Origin of the sequence: Rhodococcus sp. 114MFTsu3.1 (assembly GCF_000383555.1) — a bacterium.
Classification (GTDB): Bacteria; Actinomycetota; Actinomycetes; order Mycobacteriales; family Mycobacteriaceae; genus Rhodococcoides; species Rhodococcoides fascians_E.
This window is the reverse complement of record NZ_KB911554.1, coordinates 28,632-50,079: the sequence shown is the minus strand read 5'-3', so window position 1 is coordinate 50,079 and position 21,448 is coordinate 28,632. Positions and strand designations below refer to the sequence as shown.

At 64.6% G+C, this 21,448-nt stretch carries 19 protein-coding genes; 9 read left to right on the top strand and 10 right to left on the bottom strand.

The window, feature by feature from the left end:
- Nucleotides 1–23: 23 nt before the first annotated feature.
- Nucleotides 24–848: a siderophore-interacting protein gene (locus H292_RS0118575; RefSeq protein ID WP_020112365.1), complete on the bottom strand. Its 825-nt coding sequence runs from the start codon at nucleotides 846–848 to the stop codon at nucleotides 24–26.
- Between the two features lie 192 nt (nucleotides 849–1,040).
- Here H292_RS0118575 and H292_RS0118570 point away from each other — a divergent pair, with 192 nt between their 5' ends.
- Together H292_RS0118570 and H292_RS0118565 are read left to right on the top strand one after the other, a co-directional pair.
- Nucleotides 1,041–2,390, top strand: coding sequence for an enolase C-terminal domain-like protein (locus tag H292_RS0118570; RefSeq protein ID WP_020112364.1), 1,350 nt, complete (start codon nucleotides 1,041–1,043; stop codon nucleotides 2,388–2,390).
- Between the two features lie 11 nt (nucleotides 2,391–2,401).
- Nucleotides 2,402–3,337: a 2-hydroxyacid dehydrogenase gene (locus tag H292_RS0118565; RefSeq protein ID WP_027498915.1), complete on the top strand. Its 936-nt coding sequence runs from the start codon at nucleotides 2,402–2,404 to the stop codon at nucleotides 3,335–3,337.
- A 13-nt stretch (nucleotides 3,338–3,350) separates the two neighbouring features.
- Here the strand turns inward: H292_RS0118565 and H292_RS0118560 are convergent, their stop codons facing one another.
- The 6 genes from H292_RS0118560 to H292_RS0118535 all read right to left on the bottom strand — a co-directional run bounded on the left by H292_RS0118560 (nucleotide 3,351) and on the right by H292_RS0118535 (nucleotide 9,850).
- Nucleotides 3,351–4,154, bottom strand: coding sequence for an IclR family transcriptional regulator (locus H292_RS0118560; RefSeq protein WP_170947494.1), 804 nt, complete (start codon nucleotides 4,152–4,154; stop codon nucleotides 3,351–3,353).
- A gap of 44 nt (nucleotides 4,155–4,198) precedes the next feature.
- Nucleotides 4,199–5,359 carry an enolase C-terminal domain-like protein gene (locus H292_RS0118555; RefSeq protein ID WP_020112362.1) on the bottom strand — a complete coding sequence of 387 codons (1,161 nt, stop codon included), beginning with the start codon at nucleotides 5,357–5,359 and terminating at the stop codon, nucleotides 4,199–4,201.
- A gap of 12 nt (nucleotides 5,360–5,371) precedes the next feature.
- Nucleotides 5,372–6,697 (bottom strand): ABC transporter substrate-binding protein, encoded by a 1,326-nt coding sequence (locus H292_RS0118550; RefSeq protein WP_020112361.1) that lies wholly within the window; start codon nucleotides 6,695–6,697, stop codon nucleotides 5,372–5,374.
- A gap of 3 nt (nucleotides 6,698–6,700) precedes the next feature.
- A complete protein-coding gene (locus H292_RS0118545; RefSeq protein ID WP_026348247.1) occupies nucleotides 6,701–7,582 on the bottom strand; it encodes a carbohydrate ABC transporter permease in 882 nt (293 codons plus the stop codon).
- 4 nt (nucleotides 7,583–7,586) lie between these two features.
- Entirely contained in the window at nucleotides 7,587–8,528 is a 942-nt protein-coding gene (locus H292_RS0118540) for a carbohydrate ABC transporter permease (protein WP_019667802.1), read from the bottom strand.
- A gap of 251 nt (nucleotides 8,529–8,779) precedes the next feature.
- Complete coding sequence (locus tag H292_RS0118535; RefSeq protein ID WP_020112360.1) at nucleotides 8,780–9,850, bottom strand: dienelactone hydrolase family protein; 1,071 nt, start codon at nucleotides 9,848–9,850, stop codon at nucleotides 8,780–8,782.
- 45 nt (nucleotides 9,851–9,895) lie between these two features.
- Here H292_RS0118535 and H292_RS0118530 point away from each other — a divergent pair, with 45 nt between their 5' ends.
- Nucleotides 9,896–11,074 (top strand): hypothetical protein, encoded by a 1,179-nt coding sequence (locus tag H292_RS0118530; protein WP_020112359.1) that lies wholly within the window; start codon nucleotides 9,896–9,898, stop codon nucleotides 11,072–11,074.
- Nucleotides 11,075–11,157: 83 nt separating this feature from the next.
- Here H292_RS0118530 and H292_RS0118525 read toward each other — a convergent pair whose 3' ends face one another.
- Nucleotides 11,158–11,970 (bottom strand): NAD-dependent epimerase/dehydratase family protein, encoded by an 813-nt coding sequence (locus tag H292_RS0118525; RefSeq protein WP_020112358.1) that lies wholly within the window; start codon nucleotides 11,968–11,970, stop codon nucleotides 11,158–11,160.
- 161 nt (nucleotides 11,971–12,131) lie between these two features.
- Between H292_RS0118525 and H292_RS0118520 the strand changes: the two genes are divergently transcribed.
- Both H292_RS0118520 and H292_RS0118515 read left to right on the top strand, forming a co-directional pair.
- Complete coding sequence (locus tag H292_RS0118520) at nucleotides 12,132–13,211, top strand: ABC transporter ATP-binding protein (RefSeq protein ID WP_019667807.1); 1,080 nt, start codon at nucleotides 12,132–12,134, stop codon at nucleotides 13,209–13,211.
- A gap of 161 nt (nucleotides 13,212–13,372) precedes the next feature.
- Nucleotides 13,373–14,587, top strand: a complete 1,215-nt coding sequence (locus H292_RS0118515) for an L-talarate/galactarate dehydratase (protein WP_020112357.1) — start codon at nucleotides 13,373–13,375, stop codon at nucleotides 14,585–14,587.
- A gap of 43 nt (nucleotides 14,588–14,630) precedes the next feature.
- Here the strand turns inward: H292_RS0118515 and H292_RS0118510 are convergent, their stop codons facing one another.
- Nucleotides 14,631–16,103: a mannitol dehydrogenase family protein gene (locus tag H292_RS0118510; protein ID WP_020112356.1), complete on the bottom strand. Its 1,473-nt coding sequence runs from the start codon at nucleotides 16,101–16,103 to the stop codon at nucleotides 14,631–14,633.
- Complete coding sequence (locus H292_RS0118505; protein ID WP_020112355.1) at nucleotides 16,100–17,122, bottom strand: NAD(P)-dependent alcohol dehydrogenase; 1,023 nt, start codon at nucleotides 17,120–17,122, stop codon at nucleotides 16,100–16,102. The genes H292_RS0118510 and H292_RS0118505 overlap by 4 nt, the downstream gene beginning before the upstream one ends.
- A gap of 92 nt (nucleotides 17,123–17,214) precedes the next feature.
- On the opposite strand from H292_RS0118505, the gene H292_RS0118500 reads away from it, so the two are divergent.
- Genes H292_RS0118500 through H292_RS0118485 form a run of 4 tightly spaced genes read left to right on the top strand, consistent with a single transcriptional unit; the run spans nucleotide 17,215 to nucleotide 21,432 of the window.
- Nucleotides 17,215–18,255: a sugar-binding transcriptional regulator gene (locus H292_RS0118500; RefSeq protein ID WP_080738078.1), complete on the top strand. Its 1,041-nt coding sequence runs from the start codon at nucleotides 17,215–17,217 to the stop codon at nucleotides 18,253–18,255.
- The gene (locus tag H292_RS0118495) at nucleotides 18,252–19,604 is read left to right on the top strand and encodes an ABC transporter substrate-binding protein (RefSeq protein ID WP_442978571.1); all 1,353 of its coding nucleotides are present in this window, start codon (nucleotides 18,252–18,254) and stop codon (nucleotides 19,602–19,604) included. The genes H292_RS0118500 and H292_RS0118495 overlap by 4 nt, the downstream gene beginning before the upstream one ends.
- Nucleotides 19,601–20,551 carry a carbohydrate ABC transporter permease gene (locus H292_RS0118490; RefSeq protein ID WP_019667813.1) on the top strand — a complete coding sequence of 317 codons (951 nt, stop codon included), beginning with the start codon at nucleotides 19,601–19,603 and terminating at the stop codon, nucleotides 20,549–20,551. The genes H292_RS0118495 and H292_RS0118490 overlap by 4 nt, the downstream gene beginning before the upstream one ends.
- Nucleotides 20,551–21,432, top strand: a complete 882-nt coding sequence (locus tag H292_RS0118485) for a carbohydrate ABC transporter permease (protein WP_019667814.1) — start codon at nucleotides 20,551–20,553, stop codon at nucleotides 21,430–21,432. The genes H292_RS0118490 and H292_RS0118485 overlap by 1 nt, the downstream gene beginning before the upstream one ends.
- Nucleotides 21,433–21,448 lie beyond the last annotated feature (16 nt).

The window sequence follows — 21,448 nt, the reverse complement described above, 5'->3', positions numbered from 1 at the left end:
TTCTCCTGGTGGTGGTGTGGTGGTCAGAGTCCGGATTCTTCGAGGGCGGCGTCGACGACCTGGGTCAGTTCGTGTCCGCTGAGGCCCTCGGCGAGTGCGCGGTCACGAACGGAATCGATGTGCTCGCGGACCTCCGCGAACCGTTGCTGCCAGGTCTCCTTGTCGCGTCGCCAGTAGCCCTTGATCTCGAATCGGTCCGGAGTCCACCCCAGTTCGCGGTGGTAGAGCTTCCGGATCGCCCGGGCGTCGGACGCTTCGGTCGCCGCCCACAGATAACCGGTGCCGCTGGGTCTGTCGAAGGATCGAACTGCCGCGAGCAACTCCTGGTCGGTCGTCCACTCGTACGTGACGGTGGCTGCGCTCGGCACCTGCTGTTCGTCCTCCCGGCTCGGCACCGACGCGATGACGTGGGCTGTGGCGCCCCGGGGGAGCTGTTCGACGGCACGGGTGAGTGCAGGTAATCCGGTCATGTCGGCAACCAGCAGCTGCCACTCGGTGTCGATGGGCGGCCGATACCATCCGTGCGGCTCCGAGACGCGGATGCGATCGCCCGGCTGCGCCTGTACTGCCCACTGCGCGGCAACGCCGCCGTCGTGCACCACGAAGTCGATGTCGAGGTGAGGGCCGGCCGGATCGAACCGGCGGACGGTGTAGCTGCGCAGGGTGTCGTCCTCGAAGATCAAGCGAAGACGCTCGTCGGGGACGCCGGTGGTCGCGAAGCCGGACAGATCGGCACCGCCCAGGCGTACGCGGAGCATGGCGGGCGTCACGTACCACGACGACAGGGTCACGGCGTCGAACGTCCTCGGTTCCGACGAGCTGCGTTCAGTGGGAACGGTCGGGGGCATCCGGGCAGCTTCCTGTCGAGACCTGTTCAACTCTGACCTGTTCGATATTAGGGTAGCCATACTTCGCGCTTCCATAGCCCCGGCATCGATACCCGCCGGGTATCGATCTATGCCTATCTCGTCTTGGACACGCATAGGTTCGGAACCATAGGGTTCGTGTGAGCCGAGTCACGACCACGGAAGGTTCCACCGATGAACGCGCGCACCACCGCCACCCCCGTCGTCACCGAGATGCGAGTGATCCCCATTGCCGGCCACGACGGCATGTTGCTCAACCTCAGCGGTGCGCACGCACCGTATTTCACGAGGAATCTGGTGGTGCTCACCGATTCGGACGGCCGCACCGGCGTCGGCGAGGTTCCTGGTGGAGAGCCCATCCGGCGGTGCCTCGAGGATGCCCGGTCTCTGGTCGAGGGCCAGTCGGTCGGTGCGTACAACGCGATCCTGCATTCGATGCGAACAGCGTTCTCGGACCGGGACTCCGGCGGTCGAGGCGCGCAGACGTTCGACCTGAGGATCGCCGTCCACGCAGTCACCGCAATCGAATCGGCCTTGCTGGACCTGCTCGGACAGCATCTCGGAGTCACCGTCGCCGCGCTGCTCGGCGAGGGACAACAGCGCGAGAAGGTCCAGGCCCTCGGCTACCTGTTCTTCGTCGGCGACTCCGCCAAAACGGATCTGGCGTACCGGACGGCATCCGACGAGCCGGCCGGGGCCGACGAGTGGGCTCGCATCCGTCATTCGGAGGCGCTCACCCCCGATGCCGTCGTTCGACTCGCCGAGGCCGCTCAGGCGCGCTACGGATTTCAGGACTTCAAGCTCAAAGGCGGCGTACTTCCCGCTGCCGAGGAGGCGGCTGCCGTGACGGCGCTGCACCGACGCTTCCCTGACGCTCGAATCACGTTGGATCCCAACGGTGGATGGTTGCTGAAGGACGCGATCGAGACCTGCCGCGGATTGCGCGACGTCCTCGCCTACGCGGAGGATCCGGTCGGCCCCGAGGGCGGATTCTCCGGCCGAGAGGTCATGGCGGAGTTCAAGCGGGCGACCGGGTTGCCGACCGCGACCAACATGATCGCCACCGACTGGCGGGAGATGGGCCACACCATCCGCTCCGGCGCCGTCGACATTCCGCTGGCGGACCCGCACTTCTGGACGATGAGCGGTTCGGTCCGCGTCGCGCAGCTGTGCGACGCCTGGGGGCTGACGTGGGGATCGCACTCCAACAACCACTTCGACGTATCGCTCGCCATGTTCACCCACGTTGCCGCCGCTGCACCGGGGCACATCACCGCAATCGACACGCACTGGATCTGGCAGGACGGTCAGCGAGTGACCGAGGAGCCCTTCGAGATCGACGGCGGATACCTCACGGTGCCGGACAAGCCCGGCCTCGGTGTCGAACTGGACTGGGCGCAAGTCGATGCCGCGCACGAGCTGTATCAGCGTGAAGGACTCGGTGCTCGCGACGACTCCATCGGAATGCAATACCTCATCGACGGATGGGCCTTCGACAGCAAGCGACCGGCACTACTGCGATGACTGCACACGCGCTGAAAATCGTCGTCGGTGATCGGAACGTACTGCCGCACAGGGCGGAGTTCGAGAAGGCATTACCCGTCGGGGCCGAAGTGGTCTGGGTGGTTCCGTTCGACGAATCTCGTGTGCTCGAGGAACTGCCCGACGCCGACGTGTACGTGGGCGGAAAGTTCAGCGCAGCGATGGGAGCGGCCGGGTCCCGGTTGACGATGGTTCACGTCGTCGGTGCTGGAACCGACAACGTCGACCGATCCGGACTGAGTCCGGACGTAGAGGTGTGCACCACCTTTCACCACGAACGGTCGATAGCGGAATACATCGTCTCCGCGACGGTGATGTTGCGTCGCAACTTCCTGGCGCAGGACCGGGCGCTGCGGACCGGCGTGTTCCGCACCTCCGTCTACGACCCGTCGATTCCGCAACCGCTGTCGCTCGTGGGTGCCCGGATCGGCTTCGTAGGCTTCGGGCACATCGGTCGCCAGGCATGGAGGCTGTTCGACGCCTACGGAGCGCACGGAGCCGCAGTGACCGGTAGCGGTACAGCAGCCGACGTCGGCCTCGAATGGTTCGGCAGCACAGCCGAACTCGGAAAACTGATGGAATGGTCCGACGTCGTCGTCGTGTCGGCGCCGCTGACCGACGCGACGCGCGGCATGATCGGTGCGGACGAGTTGTCCGGGCTGGGCAGTAGCGGCGTCCTCGTCAATGTCGGCCGTGGTCCACTCGTTCAGGAGCAGGCACTGTTCGATGCATTGTCCCGGAATGTGATTGCCGCTGCCGCGATCGATGTGTGGTACCGGTACCCCGGCCCCGACGGCGTCGGTCAGCCGAGCACGCTGCCCTTCGCGGATCTGGACAACATTCTGATGACCCCGCATTCCTCCGGCGTCACCCACCACACGTTCGTCGGGAGAGTCGCGGACATCGCCGCCAACATCTCTCGCCTGTGAACGCTCGGCCGGGTCAGCGCACGCCCTCGGCGCGGAGCTCACGAGCCCAGGCGTCGGCATGCTTGGTCAGAACGCCGGCAATACGCTCCAGCTCGCCCGGGTACGACGCCACCTCCGCGGGCATCGACACGCTGAGCGCGTCGGTGGCGGGAATGCGATAGGGCACCACCGTCGCGATGCAGACGACGCCGACCGTTCCCTGTTCCTGCTCCAGCGACCAACCGCGCTTGCGCACCTCGGCCAGCTCCGCGATCAGCGCGTCGCGGTCGACGATGGTGTTGTCGGTGTACCGCTCGAGCTGCTGGGGCAGCAGCTGAGTCACCTCGTCGGTGGTCAGCTCCGCCAGCAGCGCCTGACCCAGCGCGGTGACGTGGCACGGCAGCTTGCGTCCGACGCGGTGCATGCGCCGGACTTCCAGCTTCGAGCCCCGGCTGGCGAGGTAGATGACGTGGTCCTCGTCGCGTCGGGCGAAGTGAACGGTGTGCCGAACATCCGATCGCAGCGCCTCCAGCACCGCGGCGGCACGTCCCACGACGGAATCCTTGTCGAGGTAGGACGTGCCGGTCAGCAGTGCGTGGGTGCCGATGCCGTAGCGCGAACCGGATTCGTCGGCCTCGATCCACCGCAGTTCCTTCAGGGTGCGCAGGAGGGCGTGCAAGGACGACCGTGGGTACTTGCACGCCTCCTGCAGCTCGCCGAGACTCATCCGGGTCGGCGAGGCGGCCAAGGTCTCGAGGATGTGAATGGTCCGTTCCGCAGACTTCACCGGCTGGGAGTCGGAAGCAGCGGGTGCGGGAGCCTTGACATCGTTCACCATGAGGACAGTGTCCCTCATCTGGAACGCAGTTTCACCTACAGACATCAGTATTCTTCGACGAGGTTTTCCGAGACGTACTCGTGGTCGATCTCTTCACCGAGGCCGGGGCGGTCCGGCATGTGCACGATTCCGTTCTCGTCGATGGGATCGACGATGGACTTCAAGTGCGGGGGAACCCAGTCGTAGTCGGTGTGCGGGTGCAGCAGCCCCCGCTCGTACCAGTGAACGTTGGGCGCCCCGCCGACGAGCGCGAGGTTGGGGGCACCGTTGCCGTGGATCTCGCACTCGAGCCCGAACCCGTCGGCCATGTGCACCGTCTTCATCGCCGGCGTGATCCCGCCGCCGTTCATCGCGCCGACCCGCAGGATGTCGCAGGCCTCGTTGGCGATCCACTCAGACCTCGACTTGTGCCGTCCCGGAGTGGTCTCGGGACCGATGACGGGGGTGTCGATCTGGTCCGCGAGCCACTTGTACGAACGCAACGAGAACTCGTCCATCGGTTCCTCGAACCAGGCGAACTTCAACCGGTCGAGTTCGCGGCCCAACGTGAGGGCTTCGGTGCGCGAGTACCAGTGGTAGCCGTCGAGCATCAGAGAAAAGCCGGGGCCGACGGCGTCGCGTACCGCGGCACAGGCGTCGATGTCGCGGTGGAGGTCGGGGGCGCCGGGGTGCGGCGGCATCCAGGTGTGCAGCTTGATGCCCTGGTAACCGCGTGCCTTCAGATCGCGAGCGAAGGACGCGAAGTCCTCCGGTGAGGACAGGCCGCCCTCGATGTCGTCACCGCACATGGTGCTCGCGTACGCCTTCACCTCGGATCGGGCTCCGCCCAGCAACTTCCACACCGGTGTGCTGAACTTGTTGCCCGCCAGATCCCACAGAGCCTGGTCGACGTAGCTGAGCGTGTGCTCGGGCAGTTCGACGGCCTTGGTGCGTTGACGGATCGCGAACTTCTTCTCGACTGACTCGCGGGCGAGCGGATCGGTGCCGATCAGGACCGACTGGAAGTACTGCTCCACCTGGTCCTGACGCAGATAGTTGGGCTTGCCGAGAACGTAACCGCTGGCTCCGTCGGAGTCGGTGATGCGCAGCAACGCCTGGGTGGACTGGCTGGACGGGCCGGGGTGACGGTGTCCGTAGGAGTCGACCGACGTGCGCGCCTCCGTCTTGAACACCTGCACGGCAACTTCCGTGATGACGCTGGACATGGTGCTTATCCCCTATTTGCCCTGACGGGCATCGTATTTGGCCTTGGAACGATTGAGCTTCTCGGCGAAGTCGTCGGCGAAGTCCTGGGCGCTGAGCTGCCCGATCAGAACCTTCTGCCACTGGCCCAGCATCTGCACCTGGACGATCTTGCCGAAGTCCGGCAGGTAGTCCGGCGGCGTGACCAGGACGGTCTTCGGGTCGTCGAGTGCGGCCTGAGCGGCCTGTACGGACGGCATGTCCTGGAACGACGGCGCCGATCGCGCAACGGTGTTGACCGGAATCTGGCCGACGTTCTCGTTCCAGTACGCCTGCGACTCCGGAGACGTCATGAACTCGAGGAACTTCCACGCTGCAGCCTGGTGCTGACTGGACTTGAAGACCGTGTACGACGGGAACGGGTCGGTCATCACCGTGCGGACGCCGTTGTCCGCGAGCGGAAGTGCGACTGCGCCGACCTTGTCGCCGAGCGCCTTCCTGTGGTTGCTGAGCGAGCCGAGGTTGTGCTGCATCATTGCAACCGACCCGCCCCCGAAGCTGGCCACCATCTGCGGGAATCCGTTGTTGACGTCGGCGGTGGGAGTGTCGACGTCGTACAGAGCGGCGAATCGTTCGATGGCCTCGACCATCTCGGGGCGGTTGACCGTCGATTCGCTGCCGTCGAAGAAGTTCTCGATACCGGTCGTCGCGAACATGTGCTGCAGGAGCGGATAGATCGATCCCGCTCCGCCGCGGATGGTGAATCCGTACCGGCCGGCGGCCTTGTCGGTCAGTGCGTCCGACGCCTCGTAGAACTCGTCCCAGGTGTCCGGTGGTTCCAGGCCTGCCTCGTCGAACCAGTCGGCGCGGTACCACAGCGTTGCGTTGTTGCTGGTGAACGGCAGACCGTAGAGCACCTCTCCGCCGCCGGACTCACGCGCGGATTCGATGATCTTGGGGTCGTAGTCCGCCTTCTGAGGCGAGGCGTCGAGGAACTGGTCCAACGGAATGACGGCGTTCTGAGCGACGAGCGGAGCCAGGTAGGCCGTCGATACGATGCCGAGGTCCGGGGCCGAGCCGCCGGCCAGTGCCGTCTGGTACTTCTGCTGCGCACTGTCCGACGGCAGACCGACGTATTCGATGTCGATGCCGGGATTCGCAGCTTCGAACCGGCGAATCAGTTCCTCGTACAGCGGAGTTCGATCCGGTCCTGCATTGTTGTCCCAGAAGGTGAGGGTTCCGTTGTTCGGGTCGCCCAGTGCGCCGTCGGGCAACGATGTTTCCGAACTGCATCCGGCGAGGACGAGTGCGGTGACGGCGCCGACGAGGAACGTTCTTCTGGCGAAATGTGTGGTCGTCATTGTTCAGCCCTTCACCGCTCCGGCGCTGAGGCCCTGGACGAGGTATTTCTGGATGACGGCGAAAACGGCGACGACGGGCACTGCAGCGATGAGACCGCCGGCCGCGAGGACGCCGAAGTCGACGTTGTAGGAACCAATGGTGTAGCTCAATCCGACTGGCAGCGTGAACTTCTCCTGGCTGCTGATGAACATCAGACCGAACAGGAAGTTGTTCCAGCTGCCGATGAAGGCGAACGAGCCGACGGCGATGAGGCCGGGCCGCAGCAGCGGCAGCATGATGATTCGGAACGCTTTCATGCGGGAGCATCCGTCGACCATCGCTGCTTCTTCGAGCTCCACGGGGATCTGGGAGATGAAGCCTGCCATCAGCATCGCGGCCAAAGGTAGTTGGAACACGGTGTCGGCGACGATGAGGCCGAACAGGTTGTTCACCAGACCCATTTCGCGGAACACCTGGAACAGCGGGATGAGCAGCATGGCGCCGGGCACGAACTGGCTGCACAGCAACGCCATGACGAGGGGGATCTTGGCGCGGAACTTGAAGCGAGCCAACGCGTATCCGGTTGCCAGGGCCACGAAGGTCGTCAGGACCAAGGACAACCCGGCGACGATCAGGGAGTTCTTGAAGAAGAAGCTGAAACCCAGTGTGTTCCACACGGTGTCGAAGTGATCGAACGTGATGGGCCAGGGAAGCATCGAGTTCGATCCCGCGGGACGGAACGCGAACACGATCATCCAGTAGAACGGAACGAGCGTGAACAGAAGGTAGAGCGCGAGCGGAAAGCCGACGCTGAAGAAACGCGGTTTGGTCTTGTGCACGCGCAGTTCGGTGTGGGAGTCGGGTGCCGGGGTGGTGATCACCGGTCGATCGGCGGTAGTGGTCATGTTCTCAGGCCTTGTCGCTGTTGAACTTGCTCAGGCGCAAGTAGAGGATCGAGCAGAAGAGCAGGATCACGAATGCCACGGTGGTCAGTGCCGAGCCGTATCCGAAGTCCTGGGCAGTGGTGGCGAGTTGCGAGACGTAGAGCGGCAACGTCGTCGTGACGTCTGCCGGTCCACCGGCGGTCAGTGTGTACAGCAGGTCGACGTTGTTGAACTCCCACACGCCGCGAAGCAGCGTCGAGAGAATGATGACGGCCTTGAGGTGCGGGAGGGTGACGAAACGGAACCGCTGCCAGCGGTTGGCGCCGTCGACGTTCGCAGCCTCGTACAGATCCTTCGGTGCGCTCTGCAGTTCCGCGAGGATCAGGATCGCGAAGAACGGGACACCACGCCACAGTTCGGCGACCGACGTGGCCCAGAACGCGGTGTCAGGATCGGCGATGGGCGCGGCCGTGCCGTCGCCGATGCCCATGTCGCCGAGTAGCTTGAACAACCCGGTCGACGGGTTGTAGATGAGCAGCCAGATGCCGGTCGTCAGAACTCCGGACACGGCCCACGGCGAGAAGACGAGCGCGCGGGCGAGTCCGCGACCCCGGAAGACCTCGTTGACCAGCAGCGCCAGTCCGAGTCCGAGAATCAGCTGGAAGACGACCTGCACACCGACCCATTTGGCGGTGACGACGAGGCTGTTCCAGAACGCGTCGTCGGCGAACATGAGCTTGAAGTTCTCGAGGCCGGCAAAACCGTTGTCCCACGGCGTCGTCGGGTTGTAGTACTGCAGGCTGTAGTAGAAGACACTGCCCACGGGGTAGAAGATGAAGACCACGAGCAGTACGACGACGGGTGCGATGAGAATGTAGGGCGCCGAGATGCGGCGCTTCTTCCGGATCGGGGCAGCTGCGGCGGACGCAGCCGTTCCTCCCGATCTGGGTTCGGTGGTGGTGACCATGGGTGACGCTCCGAGGGTGACGGGCCTGTGCGGCATGGGTTCCGGTGGGCGTGAAGAGGAACGGTTCAGGTAAGTCCGGGTGACGGGGTTCCGGGTGACGGGGCTGGGCGAGCGAGCCGCAGCGGTTCGGGCGCGTCGTTCGTGGGTCGCTCGATCGCTCTCATCCGTTCACGTATATGAACTCACGTCTTCTATGTGAATTGCTGTGACTTACTATGACCGCAGTCACAAGCCGTGTCAAGCGTGACGGGTCATACCATTCTGCCCAACCATGCAGCCGCGGCGTCCTGCATGTCCGAGGTGAACACGTGGCCGCCCTCGAACCACTGGGTGGTGAGGGCGTCGGATCCTCCGTACGCGTGCTGAAGTGCAGCTTCCGCGTCGGACATGCCCTTCGGCCCGAAATGGCTGTCACGCCGGGCGAATTGAACCAGCAACGGCGTCGGGAAACCGGAGGCGGCCACGTCCGGCCAATCGCACACAGCCGGAAGGCCTGGGGTGATCATCAGCCAGGTGGTGTCGTCGGCGTGACCGTCCGCGACGTCGGCGAACGTGCTCATCATCGCGGTGATCACCGCTGCCTTCACCTCCGCCGCGGCGAGCAGATGCGCGACCCTGGCGCCTCCACCCGAGAACCCGGCGACACCGATTCTCGACGCATCCACACCAGGAATCCCCCGCAGCACCTCCAGCGCCACCAGGTCTTCCCGGAGAACCTGTCGAGCCAGCGAAGACCCGGTCAACGCCGCTGTCTTCGCCAGTCCGTGCTCGTGCTCACGAGCCGCGACCTCGTACCGAGCGCTCGAATCCAGCGCCGATGCGCCGGCTGCCTTCTTCGCTCGCTCGGGAAAGTCCTCCCACGCCACCCGGCGACTGCCCCAGGGAAAAACGTCGTGCACGAGGACGGCAAAGCCGGCGGCGACGAGTCCCGCCGCCACGGACCTACCGTCGTACCCGCGTCGTCGCATGTCGGACAGGGCGGCGATCGGTCCGTCCGGACCGTCGGCCACCTTCTCCTTGCCGTGGAACTTGATCCCGTCGTGCGCGTGGAGGAGCAGAACGGCGGGTAGGTCACGGTCCGTGCGGTTCGCAGGCGTCAGCAGCCAGGCCTCGGTCGGAGCCGTCTCCCCGGGGACCGTCCAGGTCAACTCGATGCCGTCGACGCCGGAGTTCTCCGTGTCTGCGGCTGTGTCGACGTGCCACGTGCGGCCGAAGGCGACGTGGGGAGTGCCCTCGTGCAGGTCGGGTGTGGACCCCAGGGCGCGGAGGATCGCTGCTCGACGGTCCGATCGTGGACAGCCGCGCTCGTCATGTGTTCCCATGTGTGAACTCCGTCCCATCTGTTGAATCCATCCTGAGGGGTTTGAATGTCCGAGCACACCGTCGACCGCATCGTCGCGCACGCCTACCCGTGGGACGTGCTGGGCGACCCGCACTTCGTCCAGCGCGCCCTGGACCTCGGCGTTCGAGAGGTCGCGCTCGCCGCGAGCTACCACTCGACCCGCGCAGCCACCCCCCTGCATCCGCAGCACAAAGTGGTCGACGCCCACCACGCGGCTCTGTACCGGCCCGTGCGCGGCGACGCGTGGGACGGCCTTGCGATCGCCGCCCCGACGGCATCATGGGGTGGCTCCGAGGACGCATTCGGCGACGCCGCCGCGCTTCTCGTGGCAGCCGGAATCAAGGTGCACGCGTGGATCGTGCTGTCCCACAGCACGATCATCGGCCAGGCCAACCCGGGCGCAACCGTCGTCAACGCATTCGGCGACCGGTACCCGTACGCACTGGCACCCGGCCACCCGGACATCGTCGCGTACGCACGCACCCTGGCAAGCGAAGCGATCCGCGGTGTCGACGTGTACGGCGTGTCGGTCGAAGCCGCAGGTCAGCTGGGAATCGCGCACGTCGGGCCGCACGAGAAGACCGACGGGGCCTACCCCGGAATCGGGGACACCCTGATGTCGATCAGCTGCACTCCCCGCGAGCTGTCCGCCTGGGCCGAACACGGCGTCGACTCGGACAAGATCGTCGCGAAACTGCGCGACGGAATCGACGCATTGTCCGCGGGAACGTTGGAGCCGTCGTCGACGATCGAGGACGTACTCGACGGCGTGGAAGCCGACGCCGTGTTGACCGTGCGCCACGCCGACGCCGACCGGCTGCGCGGAGCAGTACTCGCCGCCGTCCGAACCGAGTCGCCCGACGTCCGCGTCACGCTGCACGGCCACCCCGATCCCTGGAAGACCGGCCCATCGCCTGCCTTGACCAGCACCGCCGCCTCCGACGTCGACGCCGTCCTCGTCTCGGCCTGGCCCGGAACCGCCGAAACCGTCTCCGTCGTGCAGCGCACCCGAGCCCTGGTGGGAGAGAACACCGCCGTCGGCGCCTACGTCTCCGTGTTGCCGCCGAAGAAACTCGACGACACCGGCGCCCACGTCGCCGCCACCGTCGCAGCCGGGGCGAACGAACTCCACCTCTACCACCTCGGACTGGTCAACAAGCCACAGCTGAACGCCCTCGGCTCCGTCATCGCGGACTACTCCTAGCCGCTCACCCCCGCCGCACCGAACGTGACGTTCGGTCACTTCAAGTGACCGAACGTCACGTTCGGTGCGAACAGGGCAGCCCACTAGTGCATGCGTGTGCCCAGTGGGTGGTCGCAGAAGGCACCACCGACGCGCTGGAGGATCGGGTCGTCGAAGGTCCATTCGTGGTCGGCGAGGAATTCGTCGGCGAACTGCTCGGCGTCGTCCTGGGGCTCGTATCCGATGGCGGCGCCCTGCTCGCCCGACCACCAGGCGCGGGAGTTCTTCGAGATTCCCCAGACGGTGTGGAATCCCTTGGCGCTGTCGGAGAGTGAAGCTTCGATGAGGCGGGCGGTGTCGGCCGGCGACATCCAGCTGGCCAGGCCGCGGTAGTTCGGTGGCTTCTCGAAGCTCGATCCGATGCGCAGATTCACCACGTCGATTCCGAAACGATCGTGATACAGCCGTCCGAGTGCTTCGACGGCAGCCTTCGACCAGCCGTAGAAGCCGTCGGGACGCGGGCCGACGTCGCCGGGCAACGGCTTTCCGCCTGCCTCGTCGTGCGTCCAGAAGCCCACCGCGTGATTGCTCGACGCTGCCACCACCCGGGTCACTCCGTGGGTCACGGCAGCGTCGAAGATCGCCTGGGTGCCGTCGACGTTGACCGAGAGGATGTTGGCCCAGGAGTCCTCGGTGCTGAGACCGCCGAGATGCAGGATGGCGTCGACGCCGTCGACCGCACGCGATACGGCGTCGCGATCCGTGACCGATCCTTGGACGAATTCTTCTGTGGCGTAGTCGATATCGGTTATCTCGGTGATGTCGAACAACCGCAGTGTCCGGTCCGGGCGACGTAGCAGTGGCCGGAGCATCTTGCCCATGTTTCCGGCCGCGCCGGTGATCAACAGCGTCGTCATGTTTCCTCGTTTCCGTCGAAAAGTCTTGTGCTGCGCATCACGTTAGTGCATAGTTCGAAACGAAGTCACCATCTTGACTCAAGTTCACATACATGAACACTACGTTCACCTCCCACTCGGATCGTCCGGCACGTTCCTGCCGGTGAAGGAGCACACCCAACATGGCAACAGTTGCGTTCGAGAACGTCACCAAGTTCTTTCCCGGCGGGGACAAGCCTGCCGTCGATCAGCTCGATCTGGCGATCGAGGACGGCGAGTTCCTCGTCCTCGTCGGCCCGTCCGGCTGCGGAAAGTCGACGTCGCTCCGCATGCTCGCGGGGCTCGAGGACGTCGACCGCGGCGCGATCACCATCGGCGGCAACGACGTCACCGAGTTCCAGCCGAAGGACCGCGACATCGCGATGGTGTTCCAGAACTACGCGCTCTACCCGCACATGACCGTCGGCGAGAACATGGGCTTCGGCCTGCGTATCGCGGGTGAGGACAAGGGCGAGATCAAGCGGCGCGTCGAGGATGCGGCCAAGATTCTCGACCTCACCAAGTTCCTCGACCGCAAGCCCAAGGCGCTGTCCGGCGGTCAGCGTCAACGTGTCGCGATGGGCCGCGCGATCGTCCGGAAGCCGCAGGTGTTCCTCATGGACGAGCCGCTGTCCAACCTCGATGCCAAGCTGCGTGTGCAGACGCGCGCGCAGATCTCCGCGCTCCAGCGTCGCCTCGCCACCACCACCGTCTACGTCACCCACGACCAGGTCGAGGCCATGACGATGGGCGACCGCGTCGCGGTGCTCAAGGACGGCGTGCTGCAGCAATGCGACACTCCGCGCCGGATGTACGAGCACCCGAACAACGTGTTCGTCGCCGGGTTCATCGGGTCGCCCGCGATGAACCTTCTGGAACTTCCGCTTGTCGACGGCGGCGTCAGCTTCGGCGGGGAGATCGTGCCGGTCCCACGCTCGGCTGTTGCGAGCATCGGGGAAAGCTCGGTCACGCTCGGCGTACGTCCCGAGGATCTGGAGATCACGACGGGAGAGGGCCTGGAGGTCACCATCGACGTCGTCGAAGAACTCGGCGCCGACGCCTACGTCTACGGCCAGGCCGACGTGAACGGAGCCAAGCAGCCCATCGTCGTGCGCGCCGACGGCCGCATTCCGCCACGTCGGGGCGAGAAGATCACCTTGTCCTATGCGGCGGAGCGGACGCATCTGTTCTCGACCGTGACCGGCGAACGCCTCGTCGACTGACGGGCTTTCGGGATGGAGATGCATGCAGTCCGGTGTATTTCCATCCCGCGTCGGCGATGCTGAACCAGTATCGATGTATCCACAAATAGTCTTGGACTTGAATGGATGGACCCCCTAGCGTGTGAGGTACACCACCAGCCGTTCAAGGGAGATCAGTCGCAGTGTCCATCGACGTAGAGACAAGAACCTCGAAGCCCACCAGCGGCCTCACCGCACCCGACGCGGCGATCAAGGCCCTCGCGGCCGGCGACGCGACCATCGACCGGATCGCACACGTCACGCTGAAGTCGATCACGCTGCCGCTGAAGAACCCCATCAGCGATGCCAAGGTTCTGACCGGCAGGCAGAAGGCCATGACCGAGGTCGCGTTCCTGTTCGCGGAGATCAGAACCGAGCAGGGCCACGAAGGAATCGGTTTCAGCTACTCCAAGCGTGCCGGTGGACCGGCCCAGTTCGCACACGCGAAAGAGATCGCACCGGTGTTGATCGGCGAGGATCCCAGCGACATCGCCAAGATCTGGACCAAGCTGCAGTGGGCAGGGGCGTCGGTCGGGCGCAGCGGCGTTGCGACACAGGCCATCGCGGCCGTGGACATCGCACTCTGGGACCTCAAGGCCAAGCGTGCGCAGCTGCCGCTCGCGAAACTCATCGGTGCGACACGCGATTCCGTGCAGACGTACAACACCTCCGGCGGGTTCCTGCACACCCCGATCGAAGAAGTCCTGGACAATGCGACGGCATCCCTCGCGGCCGGAATCGGCGGCATCAAACTCAAAGTGGGTCAGCCGGATTGGCGCACCGACATCGCCCGCGTCACAGCTGTCCGCGAGCACCTCGGCGACGACGTCCCGCTCATGGTCGACGCCAATCAGCAATGGGATCGCCCGACGGCGAACCGTATGTGCCGCATTCTCGAACAGTTCGACCTCGTCTGGATCGAAGAACCGCTCGATGCCTACGACGCCGAAGGTCACGCGATGCTCGCGCGCACCTTCGACACGTCCATCGCGACCGGTGAGATGTTGGCCAGCGTCGGAGAGCACGTCCGCTTGATCGAGGCAGGTTCGGTCGACATCATTCAGCCCGACGCCCCGCGTATCGGCGGAATCACGCAGTTCCTCAAGTTGGCCTCGCTGGCCGAGCACCACAACCTGCAGCTCGCACCGCACTTCGCGATGGAGATTCACCTCCACCTCGCGGCGGTGTACCCGTTGCAGACGTGGGTGGAGCACTTCGACTGGCTCGATCCGCTGTTCGACGAGCACCTCGAAACCCGCGACGGCAGGATGCATCTCTCCGACCGCCCGGGCCTCGGCTTCACGCTCAGCGATCAGGCCAAGGCCTGGACCGTCGGAACGGCGGAGTTCGGCAAGTAACCCCTGTGTGAGTGGAGATGTAGGCCCTGCCCTACATCTCCACTCACGTGTGGCGGAGGCGTTCCAGGGTCGCGCGGGCGCCTTCGGAGTGCAGAGAGTCCAACTGCGTGCGGTATTCGGTGACGAAGCGTTCGTTGTCGATCAGGTCGCCGAAGACTGCGCGGTTGGCGATGAAGGCCGTGGGATCGTCGTGCTGCTTCCGGGCAATCGGAATCAGGGTGTCGGCGAGCTGGTCGACGATCTCGATCGGCTGGCCCTGCTCGTCGACGCCTTCGGCGTAGCGCGCCCAACTGGCGACGACGGCAGTGGACAACCGGATGTCTCCGCCCGTTTCGAGATTCTTGCGGATGACGGGCAACAGCCACTTGGGAATTCGGTCCGACGATTCCGCGCACAGCCGCGCGACGGTGTCGCGGATCTCCGGGTTGGAGAAGCGTTCGATCAGTGTCTTCTTGTAGTCATCCAGATCGATGCCGGGGACCGGCTGCAGCGTCGGAGTTGCTTCGTTGTTCATGTAGGCCAGCAGGAATTCGGAGAACAGTGAGTCCTGGGCTACCTCGTGCACCAACCGGTAGCCGCTGAGGTAGCCGAAGTACGCGAGTGCCTGATGGCTCGCGTTCAACAGTCGCAGCTTCATCAGCTCGTACGGCGTGACGTCCTCGACCACCTGTACTCCGACGTCCTCGAACGGAGGGCGACCGAGCGTGAACTTGTCCTCGAGGACCCACTGCGTGAACGGCTCGCCCGCGACAGGCCACTGATCGTCCAGCGCGTAACGCTTCGAAAGGCTCTGCACCACTTCGGGAGTGGTCACGGGCGTGATGCGATCGACCATCGAGTTGGGGAATGCCCCCTCGGCGGTCAACCACTGCGCCAACTCGGGATCTTTCAGGTGCGCGAACGCAGTGAACGTCGACTGCGCGATGTGCCCGTTGCCCTCGATGTTGTCGCAGGACATGATGGTGAACGGCTTCAGTCCGCGGTCCTTGCGTCGCGCGAGAGCGGCGACGACCAATCCGAACGTCGTCGACGGAACGGCCCCGTCCTTCAGATCGGCCTGGATGGAGGGATTCTCGGCGTCGAATTCGCCCGTCGTCGCGGAGAAGTTGTACCCGCCTTCGGTGATGGTGAGCGAGACGATACGCGTCGACTCCGCGGCCATCTTCTCGATCACGGCCTCGGGATCGTCCGGTGCGAAGAGGTACTCGACGATGGATCCGACGACTCGGGTGTCCCAGGTGCCGTCCGCGTGCTTGAGCGCCAGCGTGTACAGGCAGTCCTGGGCGTCCATGACGTCCTTCATCTTCCGGTCACCGGGGAGGACGCCGACACCGCAGATTCCCCACTCCGACGCCTCGCCCTGCTGAAGCAGCCGGTCGACGTACATCGCCTGGTGGGCGCGGTGGAACCCACCGACACCGAAGTGCACGATCCCGGCCGTCACCTCGGACCGATCGTAGGTGGGTACCGCGACGTCCTCGATGAAGTCGTCGAGAGTGCGCGAGTTCAGCTTCATACGTCGGTCTCCTTCGAGAATCCTGGGATGACAACAGCTTTGATGCTTCCAGCGACCTTGTCCGCGTTCAACGCGTCCTCGGCGTGAGCGAGATCGAACCGTGCGGTGACCATGGCGTCGAGATCGACGAGGCCTCCGAGCACCAGTTCACGAGCGATGGGCCAAGTGTTGGCGTAGCGGAACACTCCGGTCAGTACCAGTTCGCGGTTCTGGATCAACGAGATCGGCAACGCGTAGTCGGATCCACCCATACCCACCAGCACCACGGTACCTGCGGGCCGAACCGCATGAATGCCGTCGACGACGGCACGGGCCGCACCGGACGCGTCGATGAACGCGTCGACCTCGAACTCTCGAACGTCGTCCGTTGCAGGGTCGAGAACCTGCGTCGCGCCGAAGGTGGATGCGTTGACCCGACGAGCCGCGTCGATGTCGCTGACGATCACGGTCGTGGCGCCGAATGCGCGGGCGACCTGTGCGGTGACGAGGCCTACCGGGCCCGCGCCCGCGATCAACACGCTGGAGCCGGCGGTGATTCGTGCCTTCTGGGCCGACGCGATGCCGACCGACAACGGTTCGAAGAGGGCAGCGGCTTCGTCGGAGATCTCGTCGGGAATCGTGTGCGCGAAGACCGACTGGATCAACACGTACTCGGCGAGGGCGCCGTCGATCGGCGGCGTCGCGAAGAACTCCATGGACGGGCACAGGTTGTATCGGCCGGCGCGCGACTGTGCGCTCGTCGGATCCGGGCGCTGAGGTTCGATCGAGACGCGCTGGCCGATTCGGGTGTCGGCCACTGCGGAACCGACTCCGACGATCACGCCTGCTGCTTCGTGTCCGAGTACCAGTGGGCCGTTCACGACATGGTCGCCGATTCGGCCTTCCCGGTAGTAGTGCGCGTCGGATCCGCAGACTCCGACGGCGGTGACCTGGACCAGAACCTCGTCGGCCGCCGGGGTGGGAACCGGTCGCTCCTCCAGTCGAATCTCGTGGGGTCCGCTGAGAACGCTGACCTGCATCGACTGTGGCACCGGAAACTCCTCTTGGGTTGGTGTTGTGTAGATCACACCTGAATGTTAGCTTAGTGAGCAGAAGAACACACCCTGAGCATATGCTCACCGTCCGCAGGAGAGTCGTGACAATTTCGGTCCCCGAGGTTCCGGGACCGCAGCGCTCGTCGAAAACCACCGACGACCTGCGGCTCGCCCTCCGTGCGGCGTCGATGTATCACGTCGAGGGGGCGACGCAGGCGGAGATTGCCGCCAAGCTCGGGGTCTCCCGCCCCACCGCAGGACGGCTGGTCGCCAAAGCGCGAGCGCTCGGGCTGGTCACCATCGAGATCAACGTGCCCGACGAGTTGCAGGGCACCGTGCACGCCGATATCGAACGCGATCTCGAGCGAACCTTCGGGCTGACGGAAGCTCTCGTCGTTCCCGACGTCATCGACGGCACCGACCGGGGGTACGGATCGCTCGGGCGTGCCGCGGCCGCGGTGTTGTCCAGACGGTTGGCGTCGACCGACACACTCGGATTCACGTGGGGCCCGGAAACCGTGGCCGTCGCACACTCGCTGAAGTCAAGGGGCGCGAAATGCGCCCAGGTGGTCCAGCTCGACGGGTCGATGAGTTCGGCCGACTACCAGACCGGTGTGGAATACACCCTGGGTCGCTGCGCGGAATATCTGCAGGCGCGGCCCGTCCGGCTCAACGCGCCGCTGTACGCCGATCCGGCGACAGTGACGGCGTTGCAGCAGGATTCGGTGATATCCCGCGCCCTACAAGCCGGGACCGAGGCCGAAGCGATGATGTACGGCCTCGGTCCCGTTTCCACGTCGACCACGCTGTTCGAGGGCAGCTTCATCGACTTGGAGATCATCGACGAGCTCCGCAGTCTCGGCGCCGTCGGTGAAATCGGTGGACGATTCTTCGATGCCGACGGGACCCCGACGGGCGGTTCGCTTCCGGACCGAACGGTGTCCGTCGGACTCGACGCCATTCGGTCGTGCGACCGGGCCATTCTGATCTCCGGTGGTGTGAAGAAACACCAGGCAATACTCGGTGCACTTCGCGGTGGCTTCGCCTCCGTACTCGTCACCGACATCGAAAGTGCGCGTTGGTTGATGGCGCATACAACGGAAGGTGTGTCCCAGTGAGGTTATTACCCAAGGTGGTCGTCGCGGCCTCGCTCGCGACGACCCTGACGCTGTCCGGCTGTGCCGGCGCAGGTTCGATCGGTGGTGACGGTGACGGCACGACGATCACCGTCGCCATCGTGTCGAACTCGCAGATGTCCGACGCCATCTCGTTGGCGCCCGAGTTCGAGGCCGAGAACCCGGGTATCAAGCTGAAGTTCGTGTCTCTGTCGGAGAACGAGGCTCGTGCCAAGATCACCGCGTCCGTCGCCACCGGTGGCGGTGAGTTCGACGTCGTGATGATCAGCAACTTCGAGACCCCGCAGTGGGCCGAGAACGGCTGGCTCACCAACCTGTCCGAGTACGCCGACGCGACGCCTGGCTACGACGAGGACGACTTCATTCCGACGCTGAAGGAGTCACTGTCCTACGAGGGCAGCATGTACTCCGTCCCGTTCTACGGTGAGTCGTCGTTCCTGATGTACCGCAAGGATCTGATGGAAGCGGCAGGCATCACGATGCCGGAGGAGCCGACGTGGCAGGAAGTCGCCGACGCCGCCGCGAAACTCGACAGCCCTGACGTCTCGGGAATCTGCCTCCGCGGAAAGCCCGGCTGGGGAGAGGTTCTCGCCCCGCTGAACACCGTCATCAACTCGTTCGGTGGACGCTGGTACGACGAGGACTGGAACGCACAGCTCACCAGCCCGGAAACCGAAGCGGCCGTTCAGTTCTACGTCGACACTGTCCGCGAGCACGGCCAGCCCGGCGCCGCAACCAGCGGATTCAGCGAGTGCGGAACGCAGCTCTCGCAGGGCAACACCGCGATGTGGTACGACGCCACCTCCGCCGTGTCTGTGCTCGAGGATCCGACGTCCAGCAACGTCGTCGGCAAGATCGGATACGCCAAGGCTCCGAGCGAAGCCAAGGGCGACAACGGCTGGTTGTACTCCTGGGCGCTCGGAATCCCCACCACCTCGGAGAATCCCGACGACGCATGGAAGTTCGTGTCGTGGATGACCAGCAAGGAGTACCTGAACAAGGTCGGAAACGAGCTGGGGTGGGAGCGCGTTCCGCCCGGAAGCCGCCTGTCCACCTACGAGATTCCCGAGTACAAGGAAGCGTCTGCGGCGTACGGCCAGGTGACGTTGGACTCGATCAACGGTGCGGACCCCAACAATCCGACGGTCGACCCCGTCCCGTACACGGGCGTGCAGTTCCTGACCATTCCCGAGTTCCAGGACCTCGGAACTCGTGTCAGCCAACAGATCAGTGCAGCAGTAGCAGGACGAATCAGCGTCCAGGACGCGCTCGAACAAGCGCAGCAGTACGCCGAAGTGGTCGGTAAGACGTACCAGGAGGGCCAGGGATGACCACCACCGAAACGCGATCGGCGGAAGCCGATTCCGAGAAGTTCGTACCGAGACCGAGAACCATCTCCAAGGCCGAGGGGTGGCGTCGACGCGGCCCGCTCCTGCCCGCGATGGTGTTCGCTATCGTCGTCACCCAGATCCCCTTCCTGTTCACGCTGTACTACTCGACTCAGTCGTGGAACCTTGTCCGACCTGGTTCGCGAGAGTTCAACTGGCTCAACAACTACGTCGACGTGTTCCGCGACAGTCAGTTTCGTGAAGTCGCACTGAACACGGTGATCATGATCGTCGGCACCGTCATCATCTCGGTGATCCTCGGTCTGTTCCTGGCGTTGCTGCTGGATCGAAAGTTCATCGGCCGCAGCCTGATCCGTACGCTCTTGATCACACCGTTCCTGATCACTCCGGTCGCCGGTGCGCTGATCTGGAAGACCACGATGTTCGATCCGGTCTTCGGCCTGATCAACTTCGTGCTCAGCCCGTTCGGCGTGGACCAGATCGACTGGGTCTCTCGCTACCCGCTGCCGGCCGTCATGGCCAACCTGATCTGGCAGTGGACGCCGTTCATGATGCTGCTGATTCTCGCCGGCCTGCAGTCGATGCCTAAGGACATCTCCGAGGCGGCGCGAGTCGACGGCGCAGGGCCCTTCAAGCTGTTCCGGGAGCTCACCCTCCCGCACCTGCGGCGGTTCATCGAACTCGGTGCCGTCCTCGGTGCGATCTACCTGGTCAACACCTTCGACGCGGTGTACATGATGACCTCGGGCGGCCCGGGTGTCGCCTCGGCGAACCTGCCGTTCTACATCTACCAGCGCGCCTTCCTCGGATTCGACATCGGGCAGGCCGCGGCCATGGGTGTGGTCACGGTGGTGGCCACCATCATCGTCAGCACCTTGGCGCTGAGACTGATCTTCAAGAGCTTCAGTGGAAACGAGGAGGCTGCGTGATGAGTACCGCTACCACGAACAAGAAAGCAGTACCGCAGACATCCGACGGTGTCGCCATCAAGCGCAAGAGCAAGTGGGGCCCGGGCACCATCTGGTCGTTCGTCGCCTGGGTCGCGGGCATCACGTTCTTCTTCCCCGTGCTGTGGATGGTGTTGACCGGTTTCAAGCAGGAGGCCGACGCCTACTCGGACCCACCGAAGCTGTTCTTCACCCCGACGCTGGATCAGTACCGCGGAGTGCTCGAGAGCGGTATCGGCACCACCCTGCTCAACTCGGCGTTCGCGACCGTGGTCTCGACGCTTCTCGTTCTGCTGCTGGGTGTTCCGGCCGCGTTCGCTCTGTCGCTGCGGCCGGTGAAGAAGACGAAGGACGTGCTGTTCTTCTTCATCTCCACCAAGATGCTCCCGGTGGTCGCGGCAATCGTTCCGTTGTACGTCATCGTCGGCGACATCGGCATGCTGGACAACATCTGGACACTCGTGATCCTCTACACCGCAATGAATCTCCCCATCGCGGTGTGGATGATGCGGTCGTTCTTCCTGGAAGTTCCGAGCGAGTTGCTCGAGGCCGCCAGCATGGACGGTGCATCGCTGTGGACCTCGGTGCGTGAGGTGATCCTGCCGCTCGTGTCTCCCGGTATCGCCGCGACGTCGCTCATCTGCGTCATCTTCTCGTGGAACGAGTTCTTCTTCGCCGTCAACCTCACCGCCGTTCAGGCACAGACCATTCCGGTCTACCTCGTCGGCTTCATCACCGGACAGGGCCTGTACTGGGCGCAGCTGTCCGCCGCTGCGACCTTCGCAGCCCTCCCCGTCGTCCTTGCCGGATGGTTCGCGCAGAACAAGCTCGTGCGCGGTCTGTCCTTCGGCGCCATCAAATAGGTACAGGAGCTCACTG

Excerpts from the sequence above, each read along its gene's own strand:
- H292_RS0118575 (WP_020112365.1), bottom strand. The coding sequence starts at position 848 with ATGCCCCCGACCGTTCCCACTGAACGCAGCTCGTCGGAACCGAGGACG.
- H292_RS0118490 (WP_019667813.1), top strand. The coding sequence starts at position 19,601 with ATGACCACCACCGAAACGCGATCGGCGGAAGCCGATTCCGAGAAGTTC.
- H292_RS0118535 (WP_020112360.1), bottom strand. The coding sequence starts at position 9,850 with ATGGGAACACATGACGAGCGCGGCTGTCCACGATCGGACCGTCGAGCA.
- H292_RS0118485 (WP_019667814.1), top strand. The coding sequence starts at position 20,551 with ATGAGTACCGCTACCACGAACAAGAAAGCAGTACCGCAGACATCCGAC.
- H292_RS0118570 (WP_020112364.1), top strand. The coding sequence starts at position 1,041 with ATGAACGCGCGCACCACCGCCACCCCCGTCGTCACCGAGATGCGAGTG.
- H292_RS0118540 (WP_019667802.1), bottom strand. The coding sequence starts at position 8,528 with ATGGTCACCACCACCGAACCCAGATCGGGAGGAACGGCTGCGTCCGCC.
- H292_RS0118500 (WP_080738078.1), top strand. The coding sequence starts at position 17,215 with ATGCTCACCGTCCGCAGGAGAGTCGTGACAATTTCGGTCCCCGAGGTT.
- H292_RS0118530 (WP_020112359.1), top strand. The coding sequence starts at position 9,896 with ATGTCCGAGCACACCGTCGACCGCATCGTCGCGCACGCCTACCCGTGG.
- H292_RS0118505 (WP_020112355.1), bottom strand. The coding sequence starts at position 17,122 with ATGCAGGTCAGCGTTCTCAGCGGACCCCACGAGATTCGACTGGAGGAG.
- H292_RS0118525 (WP_020112358.1), bottom strand. The coding sequence starts at position 11,970 with ATGACGACGCTGTTGATCACCGGCGCGGCCGGAAACATGGGCAAGATG.
- H292_RS0118555 (WP_020112362.1), bottom strand. The coding sequence starts at position 5,359 with ATGTCCAGCGTCATCACGGAAGTTGCCGTGCAGGTGTTCAAGACGGAG.
- H292_RS0118510 (WP_020112356.1), bottom strand. The coding sequence starts at position 16,103 with ATGAAGCTGAACTCGCGCACTCTCGACGACTTCATCGAGGACGTCGCG.
- H292_RS0118545 (WP_026348247.1), bottom strand. The coding sequence starts at position 7,582 with ATGACCACTACCGCCGATCGACCGGTGATCACCACCCCGGCACCCGAC.
- H292_RS0118520 (WP_019667807.1), top strand. The coding sequence starts at position 12,132 with ATGGCAACAGTTGCGTTCGAGAACGTCACCAAGTTCTTTCCCGGCGGG.
- H292_RS0118550 (WP_020112361.1), bottom strand. The coding sequence starts at position 6,697 with ATGACGACCACACATTTCGCCAGAAGAACGTTCCTCGTCGGCGCCGTC.
- H292_RS0118560 (WP_170947494.1), bottom strand. The coding sequence starts at position 4,154 with ATGGTGAACGATGTCAAGGCTCCCGCACCCGCTGCTTCCGACTCCCAG.